Origin of the sequence: Nonomuraea sp. NPDC049758 (assembly GCF_040674635.1) — a bacterium.
Taxonomy (GTDB): domain Bacteria; phylum Actinomycetota; class Actinomycetes; order Streptosporangiales; family Streptosporangiaceae; genus Nonomuraea.
Map to the genome: position 1 here is coordinate 541,092 of NZ_JBFAMZ010000002.1, position 21,046 is coordinate 562,137.

At 70.8% G+C, this 21,046-nt stretch carries 21 protein-coding genes and 1 tRNA gene; 11 read left to right on the forward strand and 11 right to left on the reverse strand.

The genetic code is table 11. The annotated features are described in order from the left end of the window. Nucleotides 1–220: 220 nt before the first annotated feature. Nucleotides 221–2,554 carry a transglycosylase domain-containing protein gene (locus AB0J46_RS07075; RefSeq protein WP_364327530.1) on the forward strand — a complete coding sequence of 778 codons (2,334 nt, stop codon included), beginning with the start codon at nucleotides 221–223 and terminating at the stop codon, nucleotides 2,552–2,554. Nucleotides 2,555–2,943: 389 nt separating this feature from the next. On the opposite strand, the gene AB0J46_RS07080 is transcribed toward AB0J46_RS07075, so the two are convergent. Beyond that, nucleotides 2,944–3,399, reverse strand: coding sequence for a GatB/YqeY domain-containing protein (locus tag AB0J46_RS07080; protein ID WP_364327533.1), 456 nt, complete (start codon nucleotides 3,397–3,399; stop codon nucleotides 2,944–2,946). Nucleotides 3,400–3,488: 89 nt separating this feature from the next. Between AB0J46_RS07080 and AB0J46_RS07085 the strand changes: the two genes are divergently transcribed. The 5 genes from AB0J46_RS07085 to AB0J46_RS07105 all read left to right on the forward strand — a co-directional run bounded on the left by AB0J46_RS07085 (nucleotide 3,489) and on the right by AB0J46_RS07105 (nucleotide 7,093). Beyond that, entirely contained in the window at nucleotides 3,489–4,352 is an 864-nt protein-coding gene (locus tag AB0J46_RS07085) for a metallophosphoesterase (RefSeq protein ID WP_352321394.1), read from the forward strand. A 64-nt stretch (nucleotides 4,353–4,416) separates the two neighbouring features. Continuing rightward, nucleotides 4,417–4,490 (forward strand) — tRNA-Pro (locus tag AB0J46_RS07090). 207 nt (nucleotides 4,491–4,697) lie between these two features. Further along, on the forward strand, nucleotides 4,698–5,318 hold the full coding sequence (locus tag AB0J46_RS07095) for a TMEM175 family protein (protein ID WP_364327536.1): 621 nt from the start codon (nucleotides 4,698–4,700) through the stop codon (nucleotides 5,316–5,318). Nucleotides 5,319–5,533: 215 nt separating this feature from the next. Continuing rightward, nucleotides 5,534–6,520: a hypothetical protein gene (locus AB0J46_RS07100; protein ID WP_364327539.1), complete on the forward strand. Its 987-nt coding sequence runs from the start codon at nucleotides 5,534–5,536 to the stop codon at nucleotides 6,518–6,520. A gap of 36 nt (nucleotides 6,521–6,556) precedes the next feature. Next, the gene (locus tag AB0J46_RS07105; protein ID WP_364327542.1) at nucleotides 6,557–7,093 is read left to right on the forward strand and encodes a hypothetical protein; all 537 of its coding nucleotides are present in this window, start codon (nucleotides 6,557–6,559) and stop codon (nucleotides 7,091–7,093) included. An 81-nt stretch (nucleotides 7,094–7,174) separates the two neighbouring features. On the opposite strand, the gene AB0J46_RS07110 is transcribed toward AB0J46_RS07105, so the two are convergent. Beyond that, nucleotides 7,175–10,912, reverse strand: coding sequence for an AAA family ATPase (locus AB0J46_RS07110; protein ID WP_364327545.1), 3,738 nt, complete (start codon nucleotides 10,910–10,912; stop codon nucleotides 7,175–7,177). Between the two features lie 251 nt (nucleotides 10,913–11,163). Then, nucleotides 11,164–11,679, reverse strand: a complete 516-nt coding sequence (locus AB0J46_RS07115) for a hypothetical protein (RefSeq protein ID WP_364327548.1) — start codon at nucleotides 11,677–11,679, stop codon at nucleotides 11,164–11,166. Here AB0J46_RS07115 and AB0J46_RS07120 point away from each other — a divergent pair. Beyond that, on the forward strand, nucleotides 11,672–12,085 hold the full coding sequence (locus AB0J46_RS07120) for a hypothetical protein (RefSeq protein ID WP_364327551.1): 414 nt from the start codon (nucleotides 11,672–11,674) through the stop codon (nucleotides 12,083–12,085). The two genes, AB0J46_RS07115 and AB0J46_RS07120, sit on opposite strands and share 8 nt — an antisense overlap. Before the next feature lie 241 nt (nucleotides 12,086–12,326). After that, a complete protein-coding gene (locus AB0J46_RS07125) occupies nucleotides 12,327–13,235 on the forward strand; it encodes a hypothetical protein (RefSeq protein WP_364327554.1) in 909 nt (302 codons plus the stop codon). A 15-nt stretch (nucleotides 13,236–13,250) separates the two neighbouring features. Here the strand turns inward: AB0J46_RS07125 and AB0J46_RS07130 are convergent, their stop codons facing one another. Continuing rightward, nucleotides 13,251–13,604, reverse strand: coding sequence for a YbaB/EbfC family nucleoid-associated protein (locus AB0J46_RS07130; protein WP_364327557.1), 354 nt, complete (start codon nucleotides 13,602–13,604; stop codon nucleotides 13,251–13,253). A 17-nt stretch (nucleotides 13,605–13,621) separates the two neighbouring features. Further along, complete coding sequence (locus AB0J46_RS07135; RefSeq protein WP_364327560.1) at nucleotides 13,622–13,969, reverse strand: hypothetical protein; 348 nt, start codon at nucleotides 13,967–13,969, stop codon at nucleotides 13,622–13,624. Between AB0J46_RS07135 and AB0J46_RS07140 the strand changes: the two genes are divergently transcribed. After that, a complete protein-coding gene (locus tag AB0J46_RS07140; protein WP_364327563.1) occupies nucleotides 13,944–14,198 on the forward strand; it encodes a hypothetical protein in 255 nt (84 codons plus the stop codon). The genes AB0J46_RS07135 and AB0J46_RS07140 overlap by 26 nt on opposite strands. Before the next feature lie 87 nt (nucleotides 14,199–14,285). Here AB0J46_RS07140 and AB0J46_RS07145 read toward each other — a convergent pair whose 3' ends face one another. The 3 genes from AB0J46_RS07145 to AB0J46_RS07155 all read right to left on the reverse strand — a co-directional run bounded on the left by AB0J46_RS07145 (nucleotide 14,286) and on the right by AB0J46_RS07155 (nucleotide 15,391). Then, nucleotides 14,286–14,648, reverse strand: a complete 363-nt coding sequence (locus tag AB0J46_RS07145; protein WP_364327566.1) for a nuclear transport factor 2 family protein — start codon at nucleotides 14,646–14,648, stop codon at nucleotides 14,286–14,288. 120 nt (nucleotides 14,649–14,768) lie between these two features. Continuing rightward, the gene (locus AB0J46_RS07150) at nucleotides 14,769–15,044 is read right to left on the reverse strand and encodes a hypothetical protein (RefSeq protein WP_364327569.1); all 276 of its coding nucleotides are present in this window, start codon (nucleotides 15,042–15,044) and stop codon (nucleotides 14,769–14,771) included. Nucleotides 15,045–15,124: 80 nt separating this feature from the next. Continuing rightward, nucleotides 15,125–15,391: a hypothetical protein gene (locus tag AB0J46_RS07155; protein WP_364327572.1), complete on the reverse strand. Its 267-nt coding sequence runs from the start codon at nucleotides 15,389–15,391 to the stop codon at nucleotides 15,125–15,127. Nucleotides 15,392–15,560: 169 nt separating this feature from the next. Here AB0J46_RS07155 and AB0J46_RS07160 point away from each other — a divergent pair, with 169 nt between their 5' ends. Continuing rightward, nucleotides 15,561–16,841 carry an esterase-like activity of phytase family protein gene (locus AB0J46_RS07160; RefSeq protein ID WP_364327575.1) on the forward strand — a complete coding sequence of 427 codons (1,281 nt, stop codon included), beginning with the start codon at nucleotides 15,561–15,563 and terminating at the stop codon, nucleotides 16,839–16,841. Nucleotides 16,842–16,850: 9 nt separating this feature from the next. Here the strand turns inward: AB0J46_RS07160 and AB0J46_RS07165 are convergent, their stop codons facing one another. Genes AB0J46_RS07165 through xylA form a run of 3 tightly spaced genes read right to left on the reverse strand, consistent with a single transcriptional unit; the run spans nucleotide 16,851 to nucleotide 19,842 of the window. Next, nucleotides 16,851–17,954 (reverse strand): Gfo/Idh/MocA family oxidoreductase, encoded by a 1,104-nt coding sequence (locus AB0J46_RS07165; RefSeq protein ID WP_364327578.1) that lies wholly within the window; start codon nucleotides 17,952–17,954, stop codon nucleotides 16,851–16,853. Beyond that, nucleotides 17,951–18,694, reverse strand: coding sequence for a sugar phosphate isomerase/epimerase (locus AB0J46_RS07170; RefSeq protein WP_364327581.1), 744 nt, complete (start codon nucleotides 18,692–18,694; stop codon nucleotides 17,951–17,953). The genes AB0J46_RS07165 and AB0J46_RS07170 overlap by 4 nt, the downstream gene beginning before the upstream one ends. Next, nucleotides 18,691–19,842 carry a xylose isomerase gene (gene xylA, locus AB0J46_RS07175; protein ID WP_364327584.1) on the reverse strand — a complete coding sequence of 384 codons (1,152 nt, stop codon included), beginning with the start codon at nucleotides 19,840–19,842 and terminating at the stop codon, nucleotides 18,691–18,693. Before xylA ends, AB0J46_RS07170 begins: the two co-directional genes overlap by 4 nt. Nucleotides 19,843–19,932: 90 nt before the next feature. Between xylA and AB0J46_RS07180 the strand changes: the two genes are divergently transcribed. Then, nucleotides 19,933–21,045: an ROK family transcriptional regulator gene (locus AB0J46_RS07180; RefSeq protein WP_364327587.1), complete on the forward strand. Its 1,113-nt coding sequence runs from the start codon at nucleotides 19,933–19,935 to the stop codon at nucleotides 21,043–21,045. Nucleotide 21,046: the final 1 nt, after the last annotated feature.

Genomic DNA, 21,046 nt, shown 5'->3' on the forward strand with positions numbered 1-21,046 from the left:
GGTCAGTCGTCATTTGGGGCCGACGGGCGCGGGCGCCGAGCCTCCGTATTCAGTTGCCGCAGAGGATGAACGTACGCAACTTCACGTTCGGGCCGACAGACCCCAGAGGACCAATTTCTCGCCGGACTGTTGACCGGGAATGACTAGTCACCCCTCCCAGTCAAGGCGAAATGGTGTCGTGTTACCGATAAGGACAGTGTTTCGACGTACCCTTGGGAGCGTGCAAGCGAAGGGCAAAGACCGCTCCCACCCGCTCCTCAGCGTCCTGCGTCTGATCATCGCCGGGACGGCGGCGGGTGTGCTGGCGGCGGCGGTGGCGCTGCCGGCGGTCGGCGGGGCGGGCGTGTCGGCCAAGACCGCCATGGACGGACTCGAACTCAAGCCCAGGGAACTCGACGAACCCCCGCTGCCGGAACGCACGAAGCTGGTCGACGCCAACGGCAAGCAGATCGCCCAGTTCTACTACGAGAACCGGCAGTCCGTGACCCTCGACAAGGTCGCGCCCATCATGCAGACCGCGCTGATCGCGATCGAGGACTTCCGCTTCTTCGAGCACGGCCCGATCGACGTCGAGGGCACCGCCCGCGCCCTGGTGAAGAACCTCACCGGCGGCGGCGTCATGCAGGGCGGCTCCTCGATCACCCAGCAGTACGTCAAGCAGGTGCTGGTCAACAAGGCCGAGACGCCGGAGGAGCAGCAGGCGGCCATCGCCCCGACGATGTCCCGCAAGCTCCAGGAGCTGCGGTACGCCATGGCGATCGAGCGCAAGTACAGCAAGCAGCAGATCCTGGAGAAGTACCTCAACATCGCCTACTTCGGCGCGGGCGCGCACGGCATCCAGGCCGCGGCCAGGCGCTTCTTCGACAAGCCCGCCGCCGAGCTCGACCTGTCGGAGGCCGCCACGCTGGCCGGCGCCGTCCAGAACCCGGCCCGCACCGACCCCAACGTCGGCCCCGAGTCGCGCGAACGGCTGCTGATGCGCCGCAACACCGTGCTCGACCGGATGGCCGAGATCCACAAGATCACGCGGGCGGAGGCCGACGCGGCCAAGGCCGAGAAGCTCGGCTACAAGGACGTCAAGTTCCCCGGCGGCTGCGAGGCCAGCAAGTTCCCGTACTTCTGCCTCTACGTCCAGTACGAGATCCTCAACAACGACGACTTCGGCAAGAACCAGGACGAGCGCAGGAAGCTGCTCCAGCGCGGCGGCATGACGATCAAGACCACGCTCGATCCCAAGATGCAGAAGGCCGCCGAGAAGGCCATCAAGAAGTACGTCAGCCCCAAGGACAAGCCCGTGGCCGCGCAGGCCATGGTCGTGCCCGGCACCGGCGAGATCAAGGCGATGGCGGCCTCGCGCAAGTTCGGCGGCAGCAAGAAGAAGAACGAGATGAGCTACAACGTCGTCGCCGACGCCGCGCACGGCGGCGGGCGCGGGTTGCAGCAGGGCTCGACGGCCAAGGCGTACACGCTGGCCACCGCCCTGGAGGAGGGCCTGAAGTACGGCGACGGCTTCCCCTCGCCGGCCGGGTTCACCGCGAGCGGCTACAACTCGTTCAAGGACTGCAAGGGCGACAACGTCGGCGACCCCTCGCACACCGCGCACAACTCCAGCGAGGGCGGCGGCGGTTTCAAGACCCTGCAGACCGGCACGTGGGGCTCGGTGAACACGTTCTTCCTCAGGCTGGAGCAGGAGGTCGGGCTCTGCAAGGTCGTCAAGCTCGCCAAGCGCCTCGGCGTCAAGCGGGCCGACGGCGGCAAGCTGCGCGAGGTCGAGACGTTCACGCTGGGCGTCAACGAGGTCGACCCCGTGACGATCGCCAACTCCTACGCCGTGTTCGCCTCGCGCGGCCAGTACTGCAAGCCGCTGGCCATCACCGAGATCAAGGACAGGAACGGCGCCGCCAAGCAGTACAAGCCGAAGTGCTCGCAGGTCATGGAGGAGGAGGTCGCCGACGCGGTCAGCGGCATCCTGTCGGGCGTGTTCACCAAGGGCACGATGAGCGGCGTGGGCGGCATCGGTCGTGACGCGGCCGGCAAGACCGGAACGACCGACGACTACATGTCCGCCTGGTTCGCCGGTTACACCCCGAACCTGTCCTCGGCCGTGAGCCTCGGCGACCCGCGCGGCGCCTCCACCCACAAGCTGATCGGGGTCACGATCGGGGGCCAGTACTTCCCGTACGTGTACGGCGCCTCGATCTCCGGGCCCATCTGGAAGCAGGCGATGATGCAGGCGCTCAAGGGGGTGGAGCCGGCGGAGTTCACGCCGGTGGACCACTCCCGGTTCGGTGGCTGCTCCGACAAGTGCGCGCCGAAGCCCAAGAAGAAGAAGCGCGGCGGCGACGAGGGGCCCGGGGACGGCGATCCGTTCGACAACTTCTTCGGCGACCACAACGACCGCGGCGACGGCGGCGGGGACGGGCGCGGGCCGGGCGACTGGCAGCGGCCGGGCAACGGGTTCGGCGGCGGGGGGCCCGGCGACGGGCTCGGCGACGGGCTCGGCGGCCAGGCCAACCTCGGGCCCACAGCCCCGGCGGCCCGAACCCGGCGCTGAGAGACACTGGGCGGCCCCGAACGGCCTTCGCCACCGATTGCCCTTCACGGCCGCCCAGCCCCTCGCACAACGCCTCCAGAGGCTCCGTGAGGACGGCCCTCGCTCAGCCGCCCCCGGCCACCTCCCACAACACCCCTCAGCCAGACGCCGCAGCCCGGTCGCCGCGGCCGCCCGGGCGAACCGGCACCGCCGCTCCCTCGGACCGCCGCCGCCATATAGGACCGCCAGCGCCACGTCGGACCGTCGCCGCCACCGCGGACCACTTCCGTCGTCCTGTGGGGCCGCTACCGCTCCCAAGGCTGGTGTCCCGAGGGAGGTGTCCCGAGGCTCGGGGCGGCGTTCCGAGTGAGGGTGTCCCGCGCGAGTGTGGCGATCGGTGGGGGCCGGGGTCAGGCGGTGAGGCGGGCGCGGACGGCGGCGGCGACGCGGCCGCCTTCGGCCCTGCCCGCGACCTTGGGGTTGACCACCTTCATGACCTGCCCCATGGCCTGCGGCCCCGACGCGCCGGTCTCGGCCACGGCCGCGTCGACGATCTGGGCCAGCTCCTCGTCGGAGAGCTGCGCCGGCAGGTACTCCTCCAGCACCGCCTGCTCGTCCAGCTCGGCCTGGGCCTGCTCGGTGCGTCCGGCGTTCTGGAACGCCTCGGCGGCCTCGCGCCGCTTCTTGGCCTCCTTGGTCAGCACCTTGATGACCTCGTCATCGCTGAGCTCCCTGGCCGTCTTGCCCGCCACCTCCTCGACGTTCACGGCCGCCAGAGCCATGCGAATCGTCCGGAGACGGACTTCGTCCCGGCTCTTCATCGAGGCCGTGAGATCGGCCTTCAGCTTGTCCTTCATTGCGCTCATGCGGTCCATCTTGCCGTCTGCCGGGACGGCTCGTGCCCGTTGTCAGGCATCATGAGTACGTGAGGAAAGCCGTCGCAGTGCCCCTGTCCATGATCGGTCTCGGCCTGGCCGGGCTGGGCTACGCCTCCGTCGTGGAGCGCAACTGGTTCCGCCTGCGCCGCTTCGACGTGCCGGTGCTGGAGCGCGGGCGGCGTCCCGTACGCGTGCTGCACCTGTCCGACCTGCACCTGACCCCCAGGCGCACGATGCTCATCAACTGGGTGCGCTCCCTGGGCGCCCTGGAGCCCGACCTGGTGGTCAACACCGGCGACTCGATCGCCCACCCCGAAGCGGTCCCCGCGCTCCTGCACGCCCTGGAGCCGCTGCTGTCCCGTCCCGGTCTGTTCGTCTACGGGTCCAACGACCTCTACGCCCCCCAGCCGAAGAACCCGGCCCGCTACCTCTGGCGTACCTCGAAGAACGACCGCCGCCAGCACATCCCCAACCTCCCGTGGGAGGAACTGGGCGCCGGCATGGCCGCCGAGGGCTGGCTGGACATGAACAACACCACCGCCCGCGTCAAGATCGGTGACCTCGACGTCGCGGTGGCGGGCATCCACGACTCCCACATCTCCCGCGACCGCTACGACCTGGTCGCCGGCCCGGCCCCCGCCGACGCCGACCTCCGTCTCGGCGTCATGCACTCCCCCGAGCCCCGCAACATGACCCGCTTCGCCGAAGACGGCTACCAGCTCCTGCTCGCCGGTCACACCCACGGCGGCCAGCTCTGCGTCCCGTTCTACGGCGCCCTGGTCACCAACTGCGGCATCGACCGTGCCCGCGTGAAGGGCCTGAGCCGGCACGAGAACGCCTGGCTGCACGTGTCGGCCGGCCTCGGCACCTCGCCGTACGCACCGGCCCGTTTCGCGTGCTTCCCGGAGGCGACGTTGCTCACGCTGGTTCCGCGACGCTGAGGCGGTCACGAGTACCCGCGAAGTCCGCTAGACTTTCTCAAGCACGCGCAAGACGGGCGTGCACCGGGGTGTAGCGCAGCTTGGCAGCGCGCTTCGTTCGGGACGAAGAGGTCGTGGGTTCAAATCCCGCCACCCCGACACAGTTTGACCAGGCAGAGGGTCTGATCCGCTAAGCGGATCGGGCCCTTTTCCATTTCCGGAAGTCGACGGAAGCCATCTCATTGGCGTGCTTACGAGGTTCAGCCTCGCCGCGCCACCGAGACGGCACCGAGTCCCGCCTAGCAGTGGAAATTCAGCGAACTGCCCGTCATCGGGCGATTTGGGCCTCTCGCTACGATACGCGGCGTGAGTGATGACTCTTCCGTGATGAGCACCGGGCGCCTGGAGGCGTTCAGCGACGGCGTTTTCGCCATCGCAATCACGCTGCTGGTGCTTGAGATCCGGCTGCCCGAAGGCTGGGAAGAGGACCTCGGGGGCGCCCTGATCGGCCTGTGGCCGTCCTACCTCGCCTACATGGTGACGTTCCTGCTGGTGGGGATGATCTGGATGAACCACCATCGGATGTTCCACTTCATCCAGAGGACTGACGGCCTGCTGCTGGCCCTCAACGTGCTCCTCCTGATGGATGTCGCCTTCTTGCCGTTTCCCACGCATGTGCTGGCCGAGTCGCTGCACGCCGACCACGGCACCCAGATGGCCGCCGTCTTCTATGGCATCGTGCTGGTGATCGGCGGCATCTTCTACAACGCCGTGTGGTGGTACGCCTCGTCAGGGCACCGCCACCTCGGCGGGCACATCACTCCGGCCGAGGCGCGCTCGTTGCGCTTTCGCTGGGGCATGGGGCCGGTGCTCTATCTCGTCGCGACCGTCATCGGCGCCCTCAGCGCGATTGGCGCGCTCGTGTTCTACGTGTTGCTGCTCATCTTCTACATGTTCGACATGCGCCCCAGGCGACTGACTGCGTAGCACCTCTCGGAACGATCCGGCCGTCCGCCCTGCGCAGCAAGGGCGAAGGCACGCCTTCGCGGCCCACGCGGGCCTGATCTCCATTTCGCAGCACGTTGGGCACGCTGGTGCGGAAGAGAAGTGAGGGAGGGCGATCAGGTTTGTCCGGGGTGGCGGATGGGGGTGCCGGACAATTCTCCGGCGGCCGAGACTGAGGGTCGTGAGAGCGCCGGCCCGTGGCGCGGCGCTCGCTGCGCAGCCCGCGTCCGGGCGGCTTCCCGCGCATCCCCTTCCTCCAGAAAGGCCGCCGCCATGCCCCTGAGCATCCCGCGCCCCGCGCCGCGGCCGGGCCGATGAGTCCGTCCTCGCGGTGGCGGCGGTGGCTGGCCTTCGCGGGCGTGCTGGCCACGGTCGCCGCCGGCTCGGGGGCCGCGGTCCCGACGGCGGCCTTCACCGCTCCTCGTGATCCCACGCCGCAGGAAGAGGCACTGTTGCACGACGCGGAAGAGCTCCTCATCCAGCGATGCATGCGACAAGGAGGTTTCGCCTACTGGGTCGTCGAGTACGCGCCACCCCCCGCGTTCCCCTACGTCGTGGACGACGTGAGCATGGCCGGCGCCCGAGGCTACGACACCGGCGGAGCGCGTGGCGGCTCACCCCATCCCAACCAGGTCCACGGGATGAGCCTCCCGCCGGAGCGGCGGCACGCCTGGCTCCTCGCCATCCACGGCAGCCTGACGGACGAGCAGTTCGAGGCGAGTCTGCCGTCGGGCGGACGCGTACGTCACAGCTCGCGCGGCTGCACGTCCCAGGCCCAGCAGCAGCTGTACGGCGACGCCCGGACGTGGTTCCGCGTCAAGGAGATCAGGACGAGCCTGCGGGCGGTCCGGTACGAGGCCGTCAGCGGCGATCCGGCCTTCGCCACGGCCATGGCCGGGTGGGCGGGCTGCATGCGCGGCCAGGGGCAGCCGTTCGGATCCCCCGGGGAGATCCGGGTCGCCCTCGACAACACCCGCCAGAACGGGACGGAGGCCCAGTGGCGCCGGACCGCCGCCGCCGAGGCCACCTGCGCCCTGCGGACGGGCTTCGCCGCCACCGCGCACCGCCTGGACCGGCACTACGAGCAGCGTATCCACGCCCGACACCGCGAGGAGCTGGCAACCTGGCGCCGCCTGGCGCTCTCCGCGCTTCCGCGAGCCCGAACCCTCATCGAGTCCCCCTGACTGCCCGTCTTCCGGCAGCCCCGAGAAAGGATCACCATGCGCACCGTCATCTCCGTGGCCGCGGGACTGGCCATCGCCGGCCTGGCCGCCGTCCTGCCGGCCGGCCAGGCCGTGGCCGACGACACCGCCCCCGCCGCGACCACCTCGCCCACCTCGCCCACCTCGCCCACCGCTCCCGCCGACGGCGCGGCGGAGGAGGCCACGCCCGCGAACCTCCTGATCCCTGACGGGTTCTTCTACGCAGCCGAGCATCCGAACGGGGTGGGCAAATACTGCAGGTGGATCATCTACGACGCCTCCTGGGCCGACTGCCTGAACGGCGAGAACCAGACCATCAGCATGGAGAACCAGGCTTCCCAGATGTTCAACAACGGGTTCCCGGGCAGTTACAGCATCGTCAAGCTCTACTGGGGCCGCAACTTCACCGGCGCCTGGCGCTGCCTGGCGAGCGGCAACCACTGGGACAACCTCTCGCTGGGACGCGAGACCTTCAACCGCGGCGCCGGCCTGTCCGGCTACGGGCAGTCCCTCAACGACAACGTCGCCTCGCACAAGTGGGTCGACGCCTGCTAGGACGTTCGCGAAGGGTCCGCCGCGGCCCTGAGCCGGGCCGTCCAGGCGAGCGGCTCCACTCGCGCGTCCGGCGAGAACTCCTCATCGGGAGTCACGGCCACAGGTGGGTTGGAAGGGGTAGCCCGGGAAGTAGGCGGCCCAGCTCTCCGGTGTGAGGCCTCCGCCTGCCCGTTGGCAGACGCCGGCGGCCGCGGCCGCCGGCGTGAGGTCGTAGCGCAGGAGGGGGGCGCGCACGCCGGCCACGTACAGATTCTCGTTGTCCACCCTCAGCGCCAGGACCGAGCCGGCCGGGGTGCGGATGGGTGCTCCGATCGCCTGCCGTTCGGCCATGTCCCACAGTTGCACGTCACCGTTGAGCCTGCCGGCGGCGAGGACCCGCCCATCCGGGGAGAACGCGAGCGCGGTGACGGACCCCGAGGCCAGGGCAGGGATGAGCGTGCCGAGTTGGCGTCGCACATCGCCGTCCCACAGGTCGATCCGACCCGCCGCGTCGCCCACGGCGAGGAGGCGTGCGTCGCCGCTGAAGGCCAGGGCCGTGCCCGGGCCGGGACCGGTGGTGCGCGGGATCACCCGGCCCGTGGCCAGATCGGCGACGTTGCCCTTCGAGGTGACGAGGACGCGTTCGCGTGGATCGACGATGATGACGTCCCCCGCGAGGCCGGGCGTGTTCACGGCCGCCGTGCCGGCGCCGATGTTCCACGAGGTGAACGTCATGAAAGGTGCGGTCGGGGCGTCACTGACGAGGAGAGTGCCACCTCCGCCGGCGAATGCGAAGCCGCCTGCGGAACGGATGGCCGGAGAGGTGGCGGTGACGCGCTGTTGCGTGAGATCCCATACCTTCGCCCTGAACGGCTGGCCGAAGCGGTCGCCGTAGGCGAGGGCCTGGCCGTCGCGGCGGAATCCGGCGATCATCCAGCAGCGAGGAATGAAGAACGTGCCTCCCGCGCAGGGCACCCCGGGCGGTCCTGGCAGGCGTCGTCCGGACTTGACGTCGCGCAGCTCGACCCGGTCCCGGTACACGGTGGCCAGCTTGTCGCCCGCAGGGCTGAAGATGGCTGACGCCGGCCTCTCGTCGTTCTGGGGGGCGTCCGGAGCGGTGCTCAGCTGAAGTGTGCGCACGGTCGCCGGCCATCCGATCCCGCCGCGCGCGCCGACGATGAAGCGGACGCGGTTGGCAGCCGGGTCGAGGTACAGGCTCGCGGTATCGGCGCCGCTGTTGGGGTAACGGAAGAGCGGACTGTCGAGCTGGCTCGTCCTCAGTACTACGTACCCATCGACACCGGTGGCCAGCAGGTAGGCCCCGTCGGCGCTGAAGCTGACGTCGTGCACGGCCAGCTCGTCCACGTAGGGCTCCTCCTTGCCCGACGGCAGTTCCCACTGGCGGATCTTGGTGTCGGTGATCAGCAGCAGCCGCCGTCCGTCCGGCGCGAGGCTCACCCGTTCGTCCCGGCACTGCTGCCCTGAGAGGACGGGGGCTCCTGGCAGATCGTGTCTGCGTCCTGAGGGCAGATCCCACAGTTGCAGCGGCGCACCGGGCACACAGAGCGCGAGGGTCCGGTCGTCGGCGCTGAGCGTGGCGTCGGGAGTGTCTCTCTCGCTCCCATGACGACCGGAATGCTTCTCACGCGCGATGGCCAAGCCATTGACGAAGGTCTGCTTCCGCGCGGCGGGCTCGTCTCTCCTCGGTGTACTCACCCGCAGGACGAGTCGCCGGGTGTCCGGGTCCCACACGCTGACCCGGTAGCGGGAGCCGGCGGCGTGGTAGGTGATCAGGTAGTGGCCGCTCGAGGTGATCTCGCTGCCCTGGTTGGCGGTGTCCAGCGGGCGTAGGTCGTGGCGGCCGTTCACCAGGTCCCACAGGGTCACCTGGGCGGTGGCTCGGTCGATGACAGGCAGCCGGCGAGCGTCGCCGCTGCCCGTCCCTGTGTTCGGCAGCAGCGCGCCGAGCCCGGGCGCGACGGACAGACGCTCATGCCTGTCCAGGTCCCAGCGGGTGACCTGGGTGGCGCCGACGCTGATCAGTGTGCGGCCGTCGGCGCTCAGCCAGCGCATTGTCTCCTCCGCCTGGTCGGGGTCGGTGAAGGTGTCCTGCTCGGGTTGCATGCCGGCCGTACGCAGTGCCGCGCGGGTCTCGGGGAGGTCGGCCAGGCGCCAGGCGGCCAGCCCGAGCTGCATCGCCAGGCGCGGGTCGGACTGGCGCAGGCTCTCGGCGGTGCCGAGCATCTGGCGAGCGTACGCCTCACGCTGCTGCCGGCTGCTGACCGTGTTCTGCTGCCAGGCCAGTGACGCGGCCACCAGTGCCAGCGTCGCCACGACCGACAGGACCAAGATGCGCAGACGGCTCCGTCGGCGTGCGCCGTGGTGGGCGGCCGTGCTGGCCTGAAGAAACGCTCGCTCGTCGGGGGTGAGCGTGTCGAGGTGGTCGGTGAGGTGTTCGCGGGCGGTGGCGAGCTGGAGTCCGCGGTAGAGGGAGCCCGTGTCGCGGGCGTGACCGTTCCAGACGGTGGCCGCTTCGGTCAGGCGGCGGTGGACGCGCAGCCGTTCCCGGTCTTCGTCCACCCAATCGCGCAGGCGGGGCCAGGCGGTCAGCAGCGCCTCGTGGGCCAGGTCGGCGGTGTCGTCGTCCAAGGTGATCAGGCGGGCGACGGCCAGTCGTTCCAGCAGGACCGGGCCCGGGTCGTCCGGGTCGCCGGTGAGCAGTTCGGCGCGCCGCACCGGGCGGCGGGTGTCCTGCGCGCCGGCCTCGGCCGGCGTGACCAGGCGCAGCAGCAGCTCGCGTAAGCGCAGCCGCTCGACGGCGGTGAGATCGGCGTAGAGGTTCTCGGCGGTGTGGGCGACGGCGCCGTGGATGCCGCCGGTGGCCTCGTAGTCGGTCAGGGTGAGTGCCTTGCCGTGGTGGCGTCGCCAGGTCTCCAGCAGGGCGTGCGACATCAGCGGCAGCCCGCCGGGCTCGCCCGCCACCTCCTCGATGACGGTGGCGGTCAGTTCACGCTGGACGATCAGACCGGCGGCCGCCGCCGGTCGGATGATCGCCTCACGCAATTCCGGCCGGCTCATCGGGCCGACCGGGACCGTGGAGTCCCGGACGGCCTCCATCAGAACGGGGTGGCGTGCGCAGTGGTCGAAGAAGTCCGCGCGTACGGCCAGCACCACCCGGCCGCCCTGATCATCCCTGCTCCTGGCGACCAGGGCGTCGATGAACGCCTGCCGCTCGTCCGGGTCCTGGCACAGGGTGAACGTCTCCTCGAACTGGTCGACCACGATCACCTCATCCGCGGCGGCCTCCGGCAGCGCCGACCGCGGGTGGGCGCCCGGCGTCACCACCCACACCTCGCGCGGCCGCAGCTTCGGCACCAGCCCCGCACGTAGCAGCGAGGACTTGCCGCAGCCCGACGGGCCCACCACCACGACCAGGCGATGCGCCTCCACCAGCTCGGCCACCCGCTCGACCAGCGCGGCCCGGCCAAAGAAGTACGCCTGATCGGCCGTCTCGAACCTGGCCAGCCCCCGATACGGCGACCGTGCCGCATCCCCGCCCGAGCCGGTGGCTCCACGGGCGGCGGTGAGGGCCTCCTCCCATCGGGCCCGCCACCGCTCCGCGTCGCCGCCGCATGCCTGCACGTAGGCCAGGGTGACCGGCAGGGTCGGCAGTCTGTCCCCTGCGGCGGCCTGCGCCAGCGTGGTGGCCGAACACGGCACCCGAGCGGCCATCGCGCGATACGACGGCCCGCCCGCCTCCTGCCGAAGCTTGCGCAGCTCCACGGCGAAGGCGGCTACCGGCCCGTCCGCCGGATCGATCGGTCGTTCACGGCGTCCCACACGATCCCCCATATCCCCGAATACGGGCAAACCAGCACAACGTACCCAGCTCTGCAGAGATGATCAAGACGTGTTCAAGTGGCGAATCGGGCAGCCACCAGGCCGACCGTCCTCAGCCGGACAGGCCACGCCCTGCCGCCGCACGCCGTTCCAGGCGGCGCCCGCCTGGCCCGCGACCTGGCGATCCGTCGGCATCGGATCGAACCCGCGGCTGAACGCGTCCCGTACTGCAACGATGCCGTAGGGGCCGCCTACTGGTTCGCGGGTCGGTAGCCGGGCGGCGGGCCGTTCCTGATGTGCCAGGTCATGCCGGTGGCCAGGTCGAGGAAGAAGTTCTTGCGCTCGTCGTCCACCGCGTCCCGGTGGACCTGGAACGGGCCCTTGTTCGACCAGCCGGTGCCCGAATCGATCGGGTCCCCGTCGGGGAGTCGGGGGCGTACGCGATGGATACGCTCGCCGGTGGTGACGTCATAGGTCTCGACGAGGTTCCCGTCGTCGCTGATGATCAGGAGCCGGCTTCCGTCCGGTTTGAGGAAGGCGGTGCGGGACCGCAGGAGCCCGTCGGGGACGGCGGTGCTCAGAAGCTGCTTGCCGCGGTGGTCGTAGGCGATCACGCTGGAGGCCGTCCTGACCACCGTCCCCGCCGAATTGACTTCGAGCACCTTCAGCACGCCGGGAAGCGTGATCCCGCTCCACGTCCTGGTGTCGATGACGCGGGTGCCGTTCCTGGTCAGGGCGACGTACCTGCCGCGTTCGCTGATGCTCACCTCGCCATTTCCGCTCGCTGATCTCGATGTCCCTCAGGGCCAGGTCGATGTCGTCGAGCTGCGACGCGGCCGTCTGCTCCGCCAGCGCGCGCTGCTCGGTGAGCAGGGAAGAGATCATCCCGAAGAGCTCGTCGCGGACCGCCGGGTCGTCGACTTTCCGGCTGACGACCTCCTGGACATCCTGCAGTTGTTCCTGCGGATAGACAACGCGAATGCGGTCGATGATGGTTCGCTTTCGCTCCAGCAATATGGGCAGGGCGCCGATCGAGACCGTCGCCTCCGCACCGGTCTTGGCGATTATCGCGCCGGCCGATGCGCTGATCTTCAGCGCCAGAGTGCCGAACTGCGACGGGTTCGCGATTGCCCGGTTCGCCCGGTCGAGGGAATCCTTCAGCTCAGTCAATGACTGCTGCTCGATCTGCTGCTGGCCGAGCCCCATGAGCTGCATCTGGGGCTCGTAATAAGCCCGCGCAGTCTCCACGTAACTCGCCAGTTGTGAAACCGGGACGATGGGCGTTCGGCTCATGACCGGAAACCCTGACCGGACCGGCACCTGACGGCGGCGGAAATCCGGGACTGGCGTTACCGACGATAATGATGGGATGATCCGACAACCGATTGTCGATTTCAGCAGAAAGGGTTGTCGAATGAGTCCTTCTTCCCGGGCGCTGCCGATGGCGGGGTTCATGTTCTCCGCCGTCGGGGTGGGCGGCGTGGTTCTGCAGATGTTGAGCGTGGCCTATCCCGACGGCGATCCGGCGAAGGCGCGGGCGGCCGCGGAGTTGTTGCGGCAACTGGCCGGACGCGTGGACGCCAGTCTTGACGACGTGGAGGAGGTCGCGGCCCGGGTCTGGCTGCCACCGAATTCCGGTGCGGGCATCGACGCGTTCCGGACGTATTTCAACCAGGAGATCGCGCCCTATCCGCCGCGCGTCTCCGCCTACATCCGCGGACTGGCGGACGCGGTCGAGGATTACGCGGAATTGCTGGAACGCACGCAGCACACGTTGCGCACGATGGCCATGATCCAGTGGATCGAACTGCTGATGTTCTTCTGCTGGCCGGCGATCGACAAGAAGGTCCAGGTGATGATCAACTGGGCGATGCGCAGGTCGCAGGCGCGGCTGCTGCTCAAGATGTTCGAGAACGCCGTGGGGAAGCGGTTCATCTACGCCGTCGGGGGCAGCCTGGCCTACACCGTTCTCGACCAGGCGGTCGTCGACGGGCTCAAGCTGGCGCGCGGCGAGGACACCGGCTCCTGGGGGGACCGCGGCGAGTACATGCTGAAGAACTTCGCGGCGGCCATGGTCTTCTACCACGTGGACCCGGCCAACTTCGGCAAGGCCGCGAACGTGCTGCCGAAGAACCCGGCGGCGCGTAACGCGGTCGTGTTCCTGACCGGGTCCACCATCTTCAGCACCACCGCCAACGCGCTCAACCGGCCGGGCGACGTCGTGGACGACCCGGTCAGCCTGTTGCCGACCTGGCAGCAGATGCTCGCCAAGCTGGGGGTCGCCGCGGGCCAGGACCAGTTCAGGCGGTGGCGCCGGTACTGAGTGCCGGTCACGTCGTCAGTCCCGGGTGAAGCGACGGACCTCGTCGGCGAAAGGGGTCAGACCGGTCGTCATCAGGCCGGTCATCTGGGCGGCGAGGTCCTCGGCGGCGGCGTTCGCGGCGGCCAGGACGGCCTCGGCCAGGGCGTCCGCGCCCAGTCGCATGGCCCGCGGATCGATGCGCAGGCCGCCGAGCGCGCCGGTCGGCAGCACCTCCGCCCGCACCTGGCCGTCGGCGGCCTCGCCACGGCCGCGGACGGCGTCGAGGCTCTCCTGCAACTCCTCCAGCGGGCGGATGTCGGCCTGGAACTGGCCGAGGAGCCGGCGCATCTCGTCGTCGTAGTAGGGGGTGGGGTCTTCGGGGGTGGTCATCGGGGGCTCCAGGGGTGTCAGGCGAACTGTCCGTCGGGGGCGAGCTTGGGCGGGTCGGACACTTCGGGCAGGGATGCGATGGTGGCCCAGTTGGCGACGTCGAAGCTGGTCCGCATGTCGGCCAGGCGGTCGGCCACCGCCGGATAGACGTCGCGCAGGGCGTCGACGTAGGTCTCGGCCTTCTCCAGGGCCGTCGAATAGTTCTTCTTGAAGGTGTTCGCGGTCTCGTCGGTGCCGGCGAAGTCGCCCAGCGCGTCGAGGGCGTCGAGGATGCGGCGGGTGTCGGTCGCGAATGTGGTGCGCTCGGCGGCAAAGGCGTCGGCGGCCTTGGTGAAGGTGGTGCCGTACACCTCGGTGGTCGGCATCCCGGAGCCCTGGGGGGCGGGCACGGCCGGGGCGGGGGCCGAGGGGGTGGCGCTCGGGGTCGGGGTCCCGGTCGGGGTCGGGGTCGCGGTGGGCGACGGGGTTGCCGTGGAGGTCGGGGTGGGGGTGGGGTACGGGGTCGTGGGGCTGGGGGTCGGGGGCTCGCTGGGGGTCGGGGGCGTGGGGCTCGGGGCGGGGGTACCGGTCGGGGTGGGGGTGGGCGGCTCGTAGGTGGGCATGGCGGTTCTCCTGTCGGTACGTGGCCGCCGGCGGCGCACGAGAGTTGTCCACAATACCGACAGGAATAAAGGGCAGGGGCTACGGCTCGTATACGGGGGCTAGATCGGCGAAGATGCGGTAGTTCGAGATCAGGCCGTCGTCCCGGGTGTGCCAGATCGACACGGCCACCGCCGCGGCCTCCTTGCCGTCGAGCCGCCGATACGTCACCTCGGTCTCGGCGATCGTGTCGGCCCCCACCTGCCAGTCCCGGACGATCCGGTGCCGCAGGCCGCCGATGGTCGAGTAGAACGTCCGCAGGCCGGCGGCGACGGCGTCGCGTCCCACCATGGGCTCGGCGTTGCCGAACACCAGGGTGGCGTCCTCGGCCAGCAGCTCGGCGAACTTGTCAGGGTCGAACGAGTCGACCACCTGGAAAACGCGTCGTACCACATCGTGGGACATGTTGATCATTCCTCACGTGGACGGGGTCGCTGCTGCGGACGATACGGGACGACGCGTTCCCGTGCGACAGGCCGGCGCGTCCGGCGCTTCCGGCACACAGCCGGGCGTTCCGGCGGGTGCTCAGGCGGGCGAGGCCCCGCCGGGACCGGGCGGCGACTCGAAGGTGATCGACACGATGGCGCTGATGGCCAGGTTGTGCTCTCGTACGCCGGAGGTCCGCTCCGAGGACTCGACGGTGACGACGGAGTCGCCCCGGCGGGTGACGTGGCCGGTGAAGCAGTCGCCGCTCAGCAGGCGTACCGAGATGACCCGGTTCTCGTGGCGGGCGTTGTCGAGGAGCGCGATCCAGGAGGTGATGAGCCCGGTTCCGGGGGGTTCGAAGGGGTCTTGGGTCATGAGCACCCTCCTGCCCCGAACGAAGGGAAGGGAACGGCCGGACCGGGGACCTCACCGGCAGGCAAGGAACCGGGACGGGCTCAGCCCGTGCAGCCCTCGCCCGACAGGGAGCCGTTCCAGGAGAAGGCCGTGCGGCACAGGTACGTGCCGGGGTCGGGGCCGGCCGTGATCGTGACGTGGACGTTCACGTAGCCGACGCCCTCGCAGTCCCGGCCGGAGATCGTGCCGTGGTCGATCCGGCCGAGGAAGCAGGTGTAGGCGCCGTCGGCGCGGGCGGCCTGCGCGGGCAGCAGCGAGCAGATGAGCGCGGCCGCCGCGGCGACGGCCGTACGCCGGATGAGGGTCACGGCTCCACGGTAGGAAGCCCCCCGAAGCCCGCCTAGTACGACATGTCACCAACCGTCGTTAAATTTCGTGGGATGTCGTGTGACGAATTCACGCGCCCTTCAACGGCAGGACATCCAGCGCGGATACCTTTCGACCCTTATCTGTAGATTTGCTGCCAAGGGAAGCGTCATGTCTCGTTCGTTCATCGCCATGCTGGCCGTCGGCGCGGCCCTCGCCACCACCGTCGCCGCGCCCGCCGACGCCGCCTCGGGACGGCAGCCGCGCGTCCTGTCCGACGTGACGCTGCCCGCCCCCGACCTGGCCGCCTTCGAGCCGGACATCGTCAAGGACTCCCGTGGCGTCAAGCTCGGCGGCCTCGGCAGCGGCCTGTTCCCGGCCAGGCGCGCGGGCGAGTACTGGATGGTCACCGACCGCGGCCCGAACGGCGAGCCCAAGATCAACGGCGAGAAGCGGCGCACGTTCCCGGTGCCGGAGTTCGCGCCGGCGATCGTCCGCGTGGCCGTGCGGCACGACACGGCGCGCATCGTGGAGAGCATCCCGCTGAAGACCTCCGACGGCACCCCGATCACCGGCCTGTCCAACCAGTCCGGCCACGACGAGGCCCCCTACACCTGGGACGGCCTGACGCAGCTGCCCTACGACCCGAACGGCCTGGACACCGAGGACATCGTCACCGACGGCCGCGGCGGCTTCTGGCTGGTGGACGAGTACTCCCCCTCGCTGCTGCACGTGGCGAGCGACGGCCGCGTCCTGGCCAGGTACGTCCCCAAGGGCCTGAAGCTCACGGGCGCCGGCTACCCGGTCCACGAGACACTGCCCGCGATCCTGGCGACCCGGCAGCAGAACCGCGGCATCGAGGCGCTCGGCGTCTCGCAGGCCGAGCGCGCCCTGTACCTGGCCGTGCAGAGCCCGCTCGCCAACCCCGACAAGAAGACCGGCAAGGCGTCGAGCACGGCCCGCATCCTGCGGGTGGACCTGCGTACCGGCCGCCCGACCGGCGAGTGGGCCTACACCATGGAGAACGTGGCCACCTTCGACCCGGCGGCCGAGCAGGGCGACATGAAGATCTCCGCCCTGAACGTGCTGAGCCCCGGCCGCCTGCTGCTCCAGGAGCGCACCGACGCCGTGGCCCGCCTCTACACCGTCGACCTGCGCCGGGCGACGAACCTGCTCGGCGGCCGGCACGACGACCCGGCCACCACGCCCTCGCTGGAGGCGTCGCTGCCGTCGAACGTCACCGTCGCCACCAAGGCACTGGCCGTGGACCTGGCCGCGATCCCCGGCCTGCCCGGCAAGATCGAGGGCGTCGCCCTGCTCGACCCGGTGACGCTCGCCGTGGCCAACGACAACGACTTCGGCCTCGGCACCTTCGACGCCGACGGCCGCCTGGTGGACTCGGGCGTGACCAGCCGGATCCTGACGATCCGGCTGGCCAAGCCGCTCTTCTGAGCCGTCCCGTCAGGACAACGTGCTCGCGTACGGGTCCCAGCCGGCGGGCAGGGGCTCGGGGGCCGTCACGGCCGAGGTGATCGGGCGGAACTCGGCGCGTTCGCCCGACTCGGTGATGGCCGTCATGAGCTCCAGCACGTGCAGCGTCAGCTCGCCCGAGGCCCGGTGCGGCGTGCCCGCGCGCAGCGACCGGGCCAGGTCGAGCACGCCGATGCCGCGCCCGGCCTGGTCGGCGGCGACCGGCAGCTCCCGCCAGTCGGGGTCGTGCGGGCCGCGGACCAGCAGCGGGCCGCCGAAGGTGTTGGGGTCGGGCAGCAGCAGGGCTCCTTCCGTGCCGATCACCTCGATCAGCTTGCGGCTGACGGGCGAGTCGAAGCTGAAGGTCGCGGTGGCGGTGGCCGTGCCGGGGAAGTCCAGCAGGGCGTTGACGTGGGTGGGCACGTCCACGGGGAACAGGGTGCCGGCCTTGGGGCCCGAGCCGACGACCCGCTCGGCGCGGGCCCTGCGCGTGCCGCCCGCGACCCGGGCGACCGGGCCGAGCAGGGAGACCAGCGCGGTCAGGTAGTAGGGGCCCATGTCGAACAGCGGGCCGCCGCCGGGCCGGTAGTAGAACTCGGGATCGGGGTGCCAGGACTCCGGGCCCAGGTTCTGGAAGGCGACGGTGATCCCGACCGGCTCGCCGATCAGGCCGGAGCGCAGGGCGTGCGCCGCGGCCTGGAGACCGGGGCCGAGGAAGGTGTCGGGGGCGCCGCCGACGCGCAGGCCCAGGTTGGCGGCCTCGGCCATGACCTTGGCCGCCTGGTCCATGTCCAGGGCGAGCGGCTTCTCGCCGTACACGTGCTTGCCGGCGCGCAGGGACTCCAGCGCGACGGTCGCGTGCGCGGCCGGGACCGTCAGGTTGACCACGATCTCGACCTCGGGCAGGGCGAGGATCTCGGCCAGGCCGCCCGAGGCGGGCACGCCGTGCTCGCGGGCCGCCGCGGCGGCCCGGCCGGTGTCGAGGTCGGCCACGCCGAGCACCCGCACGTCGGGGAAGGCGGTGAGGTTGCGCAGGTACTGGGCGCTGATCACTCCGGCGCCGACGACCGCGACGCCGACCGGCCCGCCGCTCATGAGCCCTCCAGGCCGGTGAGGTGGGCGTGGCTGTCGGCCAGGGCGGTGAACAGGTCGGTCGCGCACGTGTCGAGCTCGACGATCCGCCAGGCGTCCGGCGCGGCGGCCAGGATCTCGGGCACCGGCATCGCGCCCGCCCCCACCGCCGTGTGCGGCTCGCCCTTCACCACCGGCCCGTCCTTGACGTGCAGCGCGAGCGTGCGCCCGGCCAGGCGGCCGAGCAGGGCGGGCACGTCGGCGCCGCCCACGGCCGCCCAGTACGTGTCGATCTCCAGGAACACCTCGGGGGCGAGCAGGTCGGCCAGCGCCTCGATGGCGTGCCGGCCGTCGATCCTGGGCTCGATCTCCCACCAGTGGTTGTGGTAGCCGATGCGCATGCCGTGCCCGGCCGCCTGCTCGGCCAGGCCGTTCAGCAGGTCGGCGGTGCGCGAGAGGCCGTCGCGGGTGGTGAACTCGGCCTCGGGGACGCCGCCGGGGATGATCACCAGGTCGGCGCCGACCGTGGCGACGGCGTCGAAGACCTCGGCGGGCTCCTGGCTGAGCAGCGCGTACGCGTGCGTGCTGCTCACCGCGAGCCCCAGGTCGTCGATCACCTGGCGGAAGCCCTTGGGGTCGGCGGTCGGGTCGAAGGGCTCGACGGCGCCGTAACCGATGCCGGCGATGCGCTCAAGGGTGCCGTCGCGGTCGGCGGCGAGCTGTTCCCTGACGGTGTAGAGCTGGACGCTGAGCGGCCTGGTCATCCACGGACCCCCATGAGGTGTTCGAGGGCGAGCTGGTTGAGCCGGGTGAAGTGGAAGCCGCGCCGGGCCGCCGCCTCGGGGTCGAAGTCGTCGGCGGCCAGGTCCTGCCAGGTCTCGCCCGCGGCGAGGGTGGGCCGGGCCAGCTCGTCCACGCGGGAGGCGCGCAGGGCCTCCTGGACCTCGGGGTCGGCGCGGAAGGCGCGCGACTTCTCCTTCAGGATCAGGTACGTGCGCATGTTCGCGGCGGCCGAGTCCCACACGTCGTCGGCGTCCTCGGTGCGCAGCGGCTTGTAGTCGAAGTGGCGGGGGCCGTCGTAGCCGCCGTTCTCCAGCAGGTCGACCAGGAAGAAGGCGCTCTTGAGGTCGCCGTGGCCGAAGATCAGGTCCTGGTCGTACTTGGGGCCGTGCTGGCCGTTGAGGTCGATGTGGAACAGCTTGCCGTGCCACAGCGCCTGGGCGATGCCGTGGACGAAGTTGAGCCCCGCCATCTGCTCGTGACCGACCTCGGGGTTGAGGCCCACCATCTCCGGGTGCTCCAGGTCGTTGATGAGCGCCAGGGCGTGGCCGATGGTCGGCAGCAGGATGTCGCCGCGCGGCTCGTTGGGCTTGGGCTCCAGGGCGAAGCGCAGGTCGTAGCCGCGGTCGAGGACGTACTGGCAGAGCAGGTCCAGGCCCTCCTTGTAGCGGTCGAGGGCCGCCTTGACGTCCTTGGCCGCGTCGGACTCGGCGCCCTCGCGGCCGCCCCAGCACACGTACGTGGTCGCGCCGAGCGAGGCGGCCAGGTCGATGTTGCGCATGACCTTGCGCAGGGCGTACCGGCGCACGTCGCGGTCGTTGCTGGTGAACGCGCCGTCCTTGAACACCGGGTGGGTGAACAGGTTCGTGGTGGCCATCGGGACCTTCATCCCGGTCTCGTCCAGGGCCTTGCGGAAGGCGGCGATCGCCTTGTCCCGGTCGGGCTCGACGGCCAGCAGGTCGTCGTCGTGGAAGGTGACGCCGTACGCGCCGAGCTCGGCCAGCCGGTGCACGCTCTCGACGGGGTCGAGCGCGGGACGGCTCGCGTCGCCGAACGGGTCACGGGCCTGCCAGCCCACGGTCCAGAGTCCGAAGGTGAAGCGATCGGCGGGTGTCGGAGTGAAGGATGACATTTGCTGACGTCCCCTACCTTTAGTCCATAATCTGTACATAATCCTGAGGAGGCATGCATGGTGGCGTCAAGGGGGGTCCGGCATGATTCCATGCGTGCCCGCAATCTGGCCGTGGTACTCCAGGCCGTCCACGCGCACGGCCCACTCACCAGGGCGGCGCTGGCCGAGCTCACCGGGCTGACCAAGACCACCGTGTCCAGCCTGGTCGCGGCCCTGTTGGAGGCCGGCGCGGTGAGCGAGTCGGGCGCGGTGCGCGACGGCGAGCGCGGGCGGCCCGGCGTGGCCGTGCGGCTGAGCGGGCACCGGGTGGCCGCGCTCGGGCTGGAGGTCAACATCGACTATCTGGCCGCCTGTGTGGTCGACCTGACCCGGTCCGTACGCCTGCGCCGCATCCGTCCGGCCGACAACCGCGGCTCCGACCCGGCCGACGTGCTGCAACTGCTGCGCGACCTGGTGAAGGAGGTCACCGCGGAGGCCGAGGCGGCCGGGCTGCGGGTCATCGGCGCCGCCCTGGCCGTGCCCGGCACGGTCGAGGACGGCCTGCTGCGCAACGCCCCCCACCTGGGCTGGCGGGACGTACGGGTGGCCGACCTGCTCGACCTGCCGTGCGCGGTCGACAACGAGGCGAACCTGGCGGCGCTGGGCGAGTTGTGGTTCGGCTCGCGGGCGACGGACTTCCTCTACGTCTCCGGCGAGATCGGCGTCGGCGCCGGGCTGGTCGTGGACGGGACCGTGTTCCGGGGGACGTACGGGCTGGCCGGCGAGCTGGGCCATGTCGTCGTGACCCCCGACGGCCCCGCCTGCCGCTGCGGCGGCCGCGGCTGCCTGGAGGTGTACGCGGGCCAGGACGCCCTGCTCGGCGACCTGGACTCGGTCGCCGCCCTGGCCGACGCGCTGGCCGCGGGCGACCGGCGCGCGCTGGCCGCCTGCGCGCGGGCCGGGGAGGCGCTCGGGGTGGCGCTCACGTCGGCCGTGCACCTGCTGGACCCCGGCCGGATCGTGCTCGGCGGCGTCTTCGCCCCGCTGTTCCCGTGGCTGGAGACCCCGGCCCGGGACGTGCTGGCGGCCCGGCTGGGGCAGATGCGCGGCACGCCGCCCGCCCTGGTCGTCTCGGCCAACGGCGCCGACGCGGCGGTGCTGGGGGCGGCCGGGCTGATCATCCAGCGGATCGTCGCCGACCCGGCGGACGTGCTGGGCGTGTGAA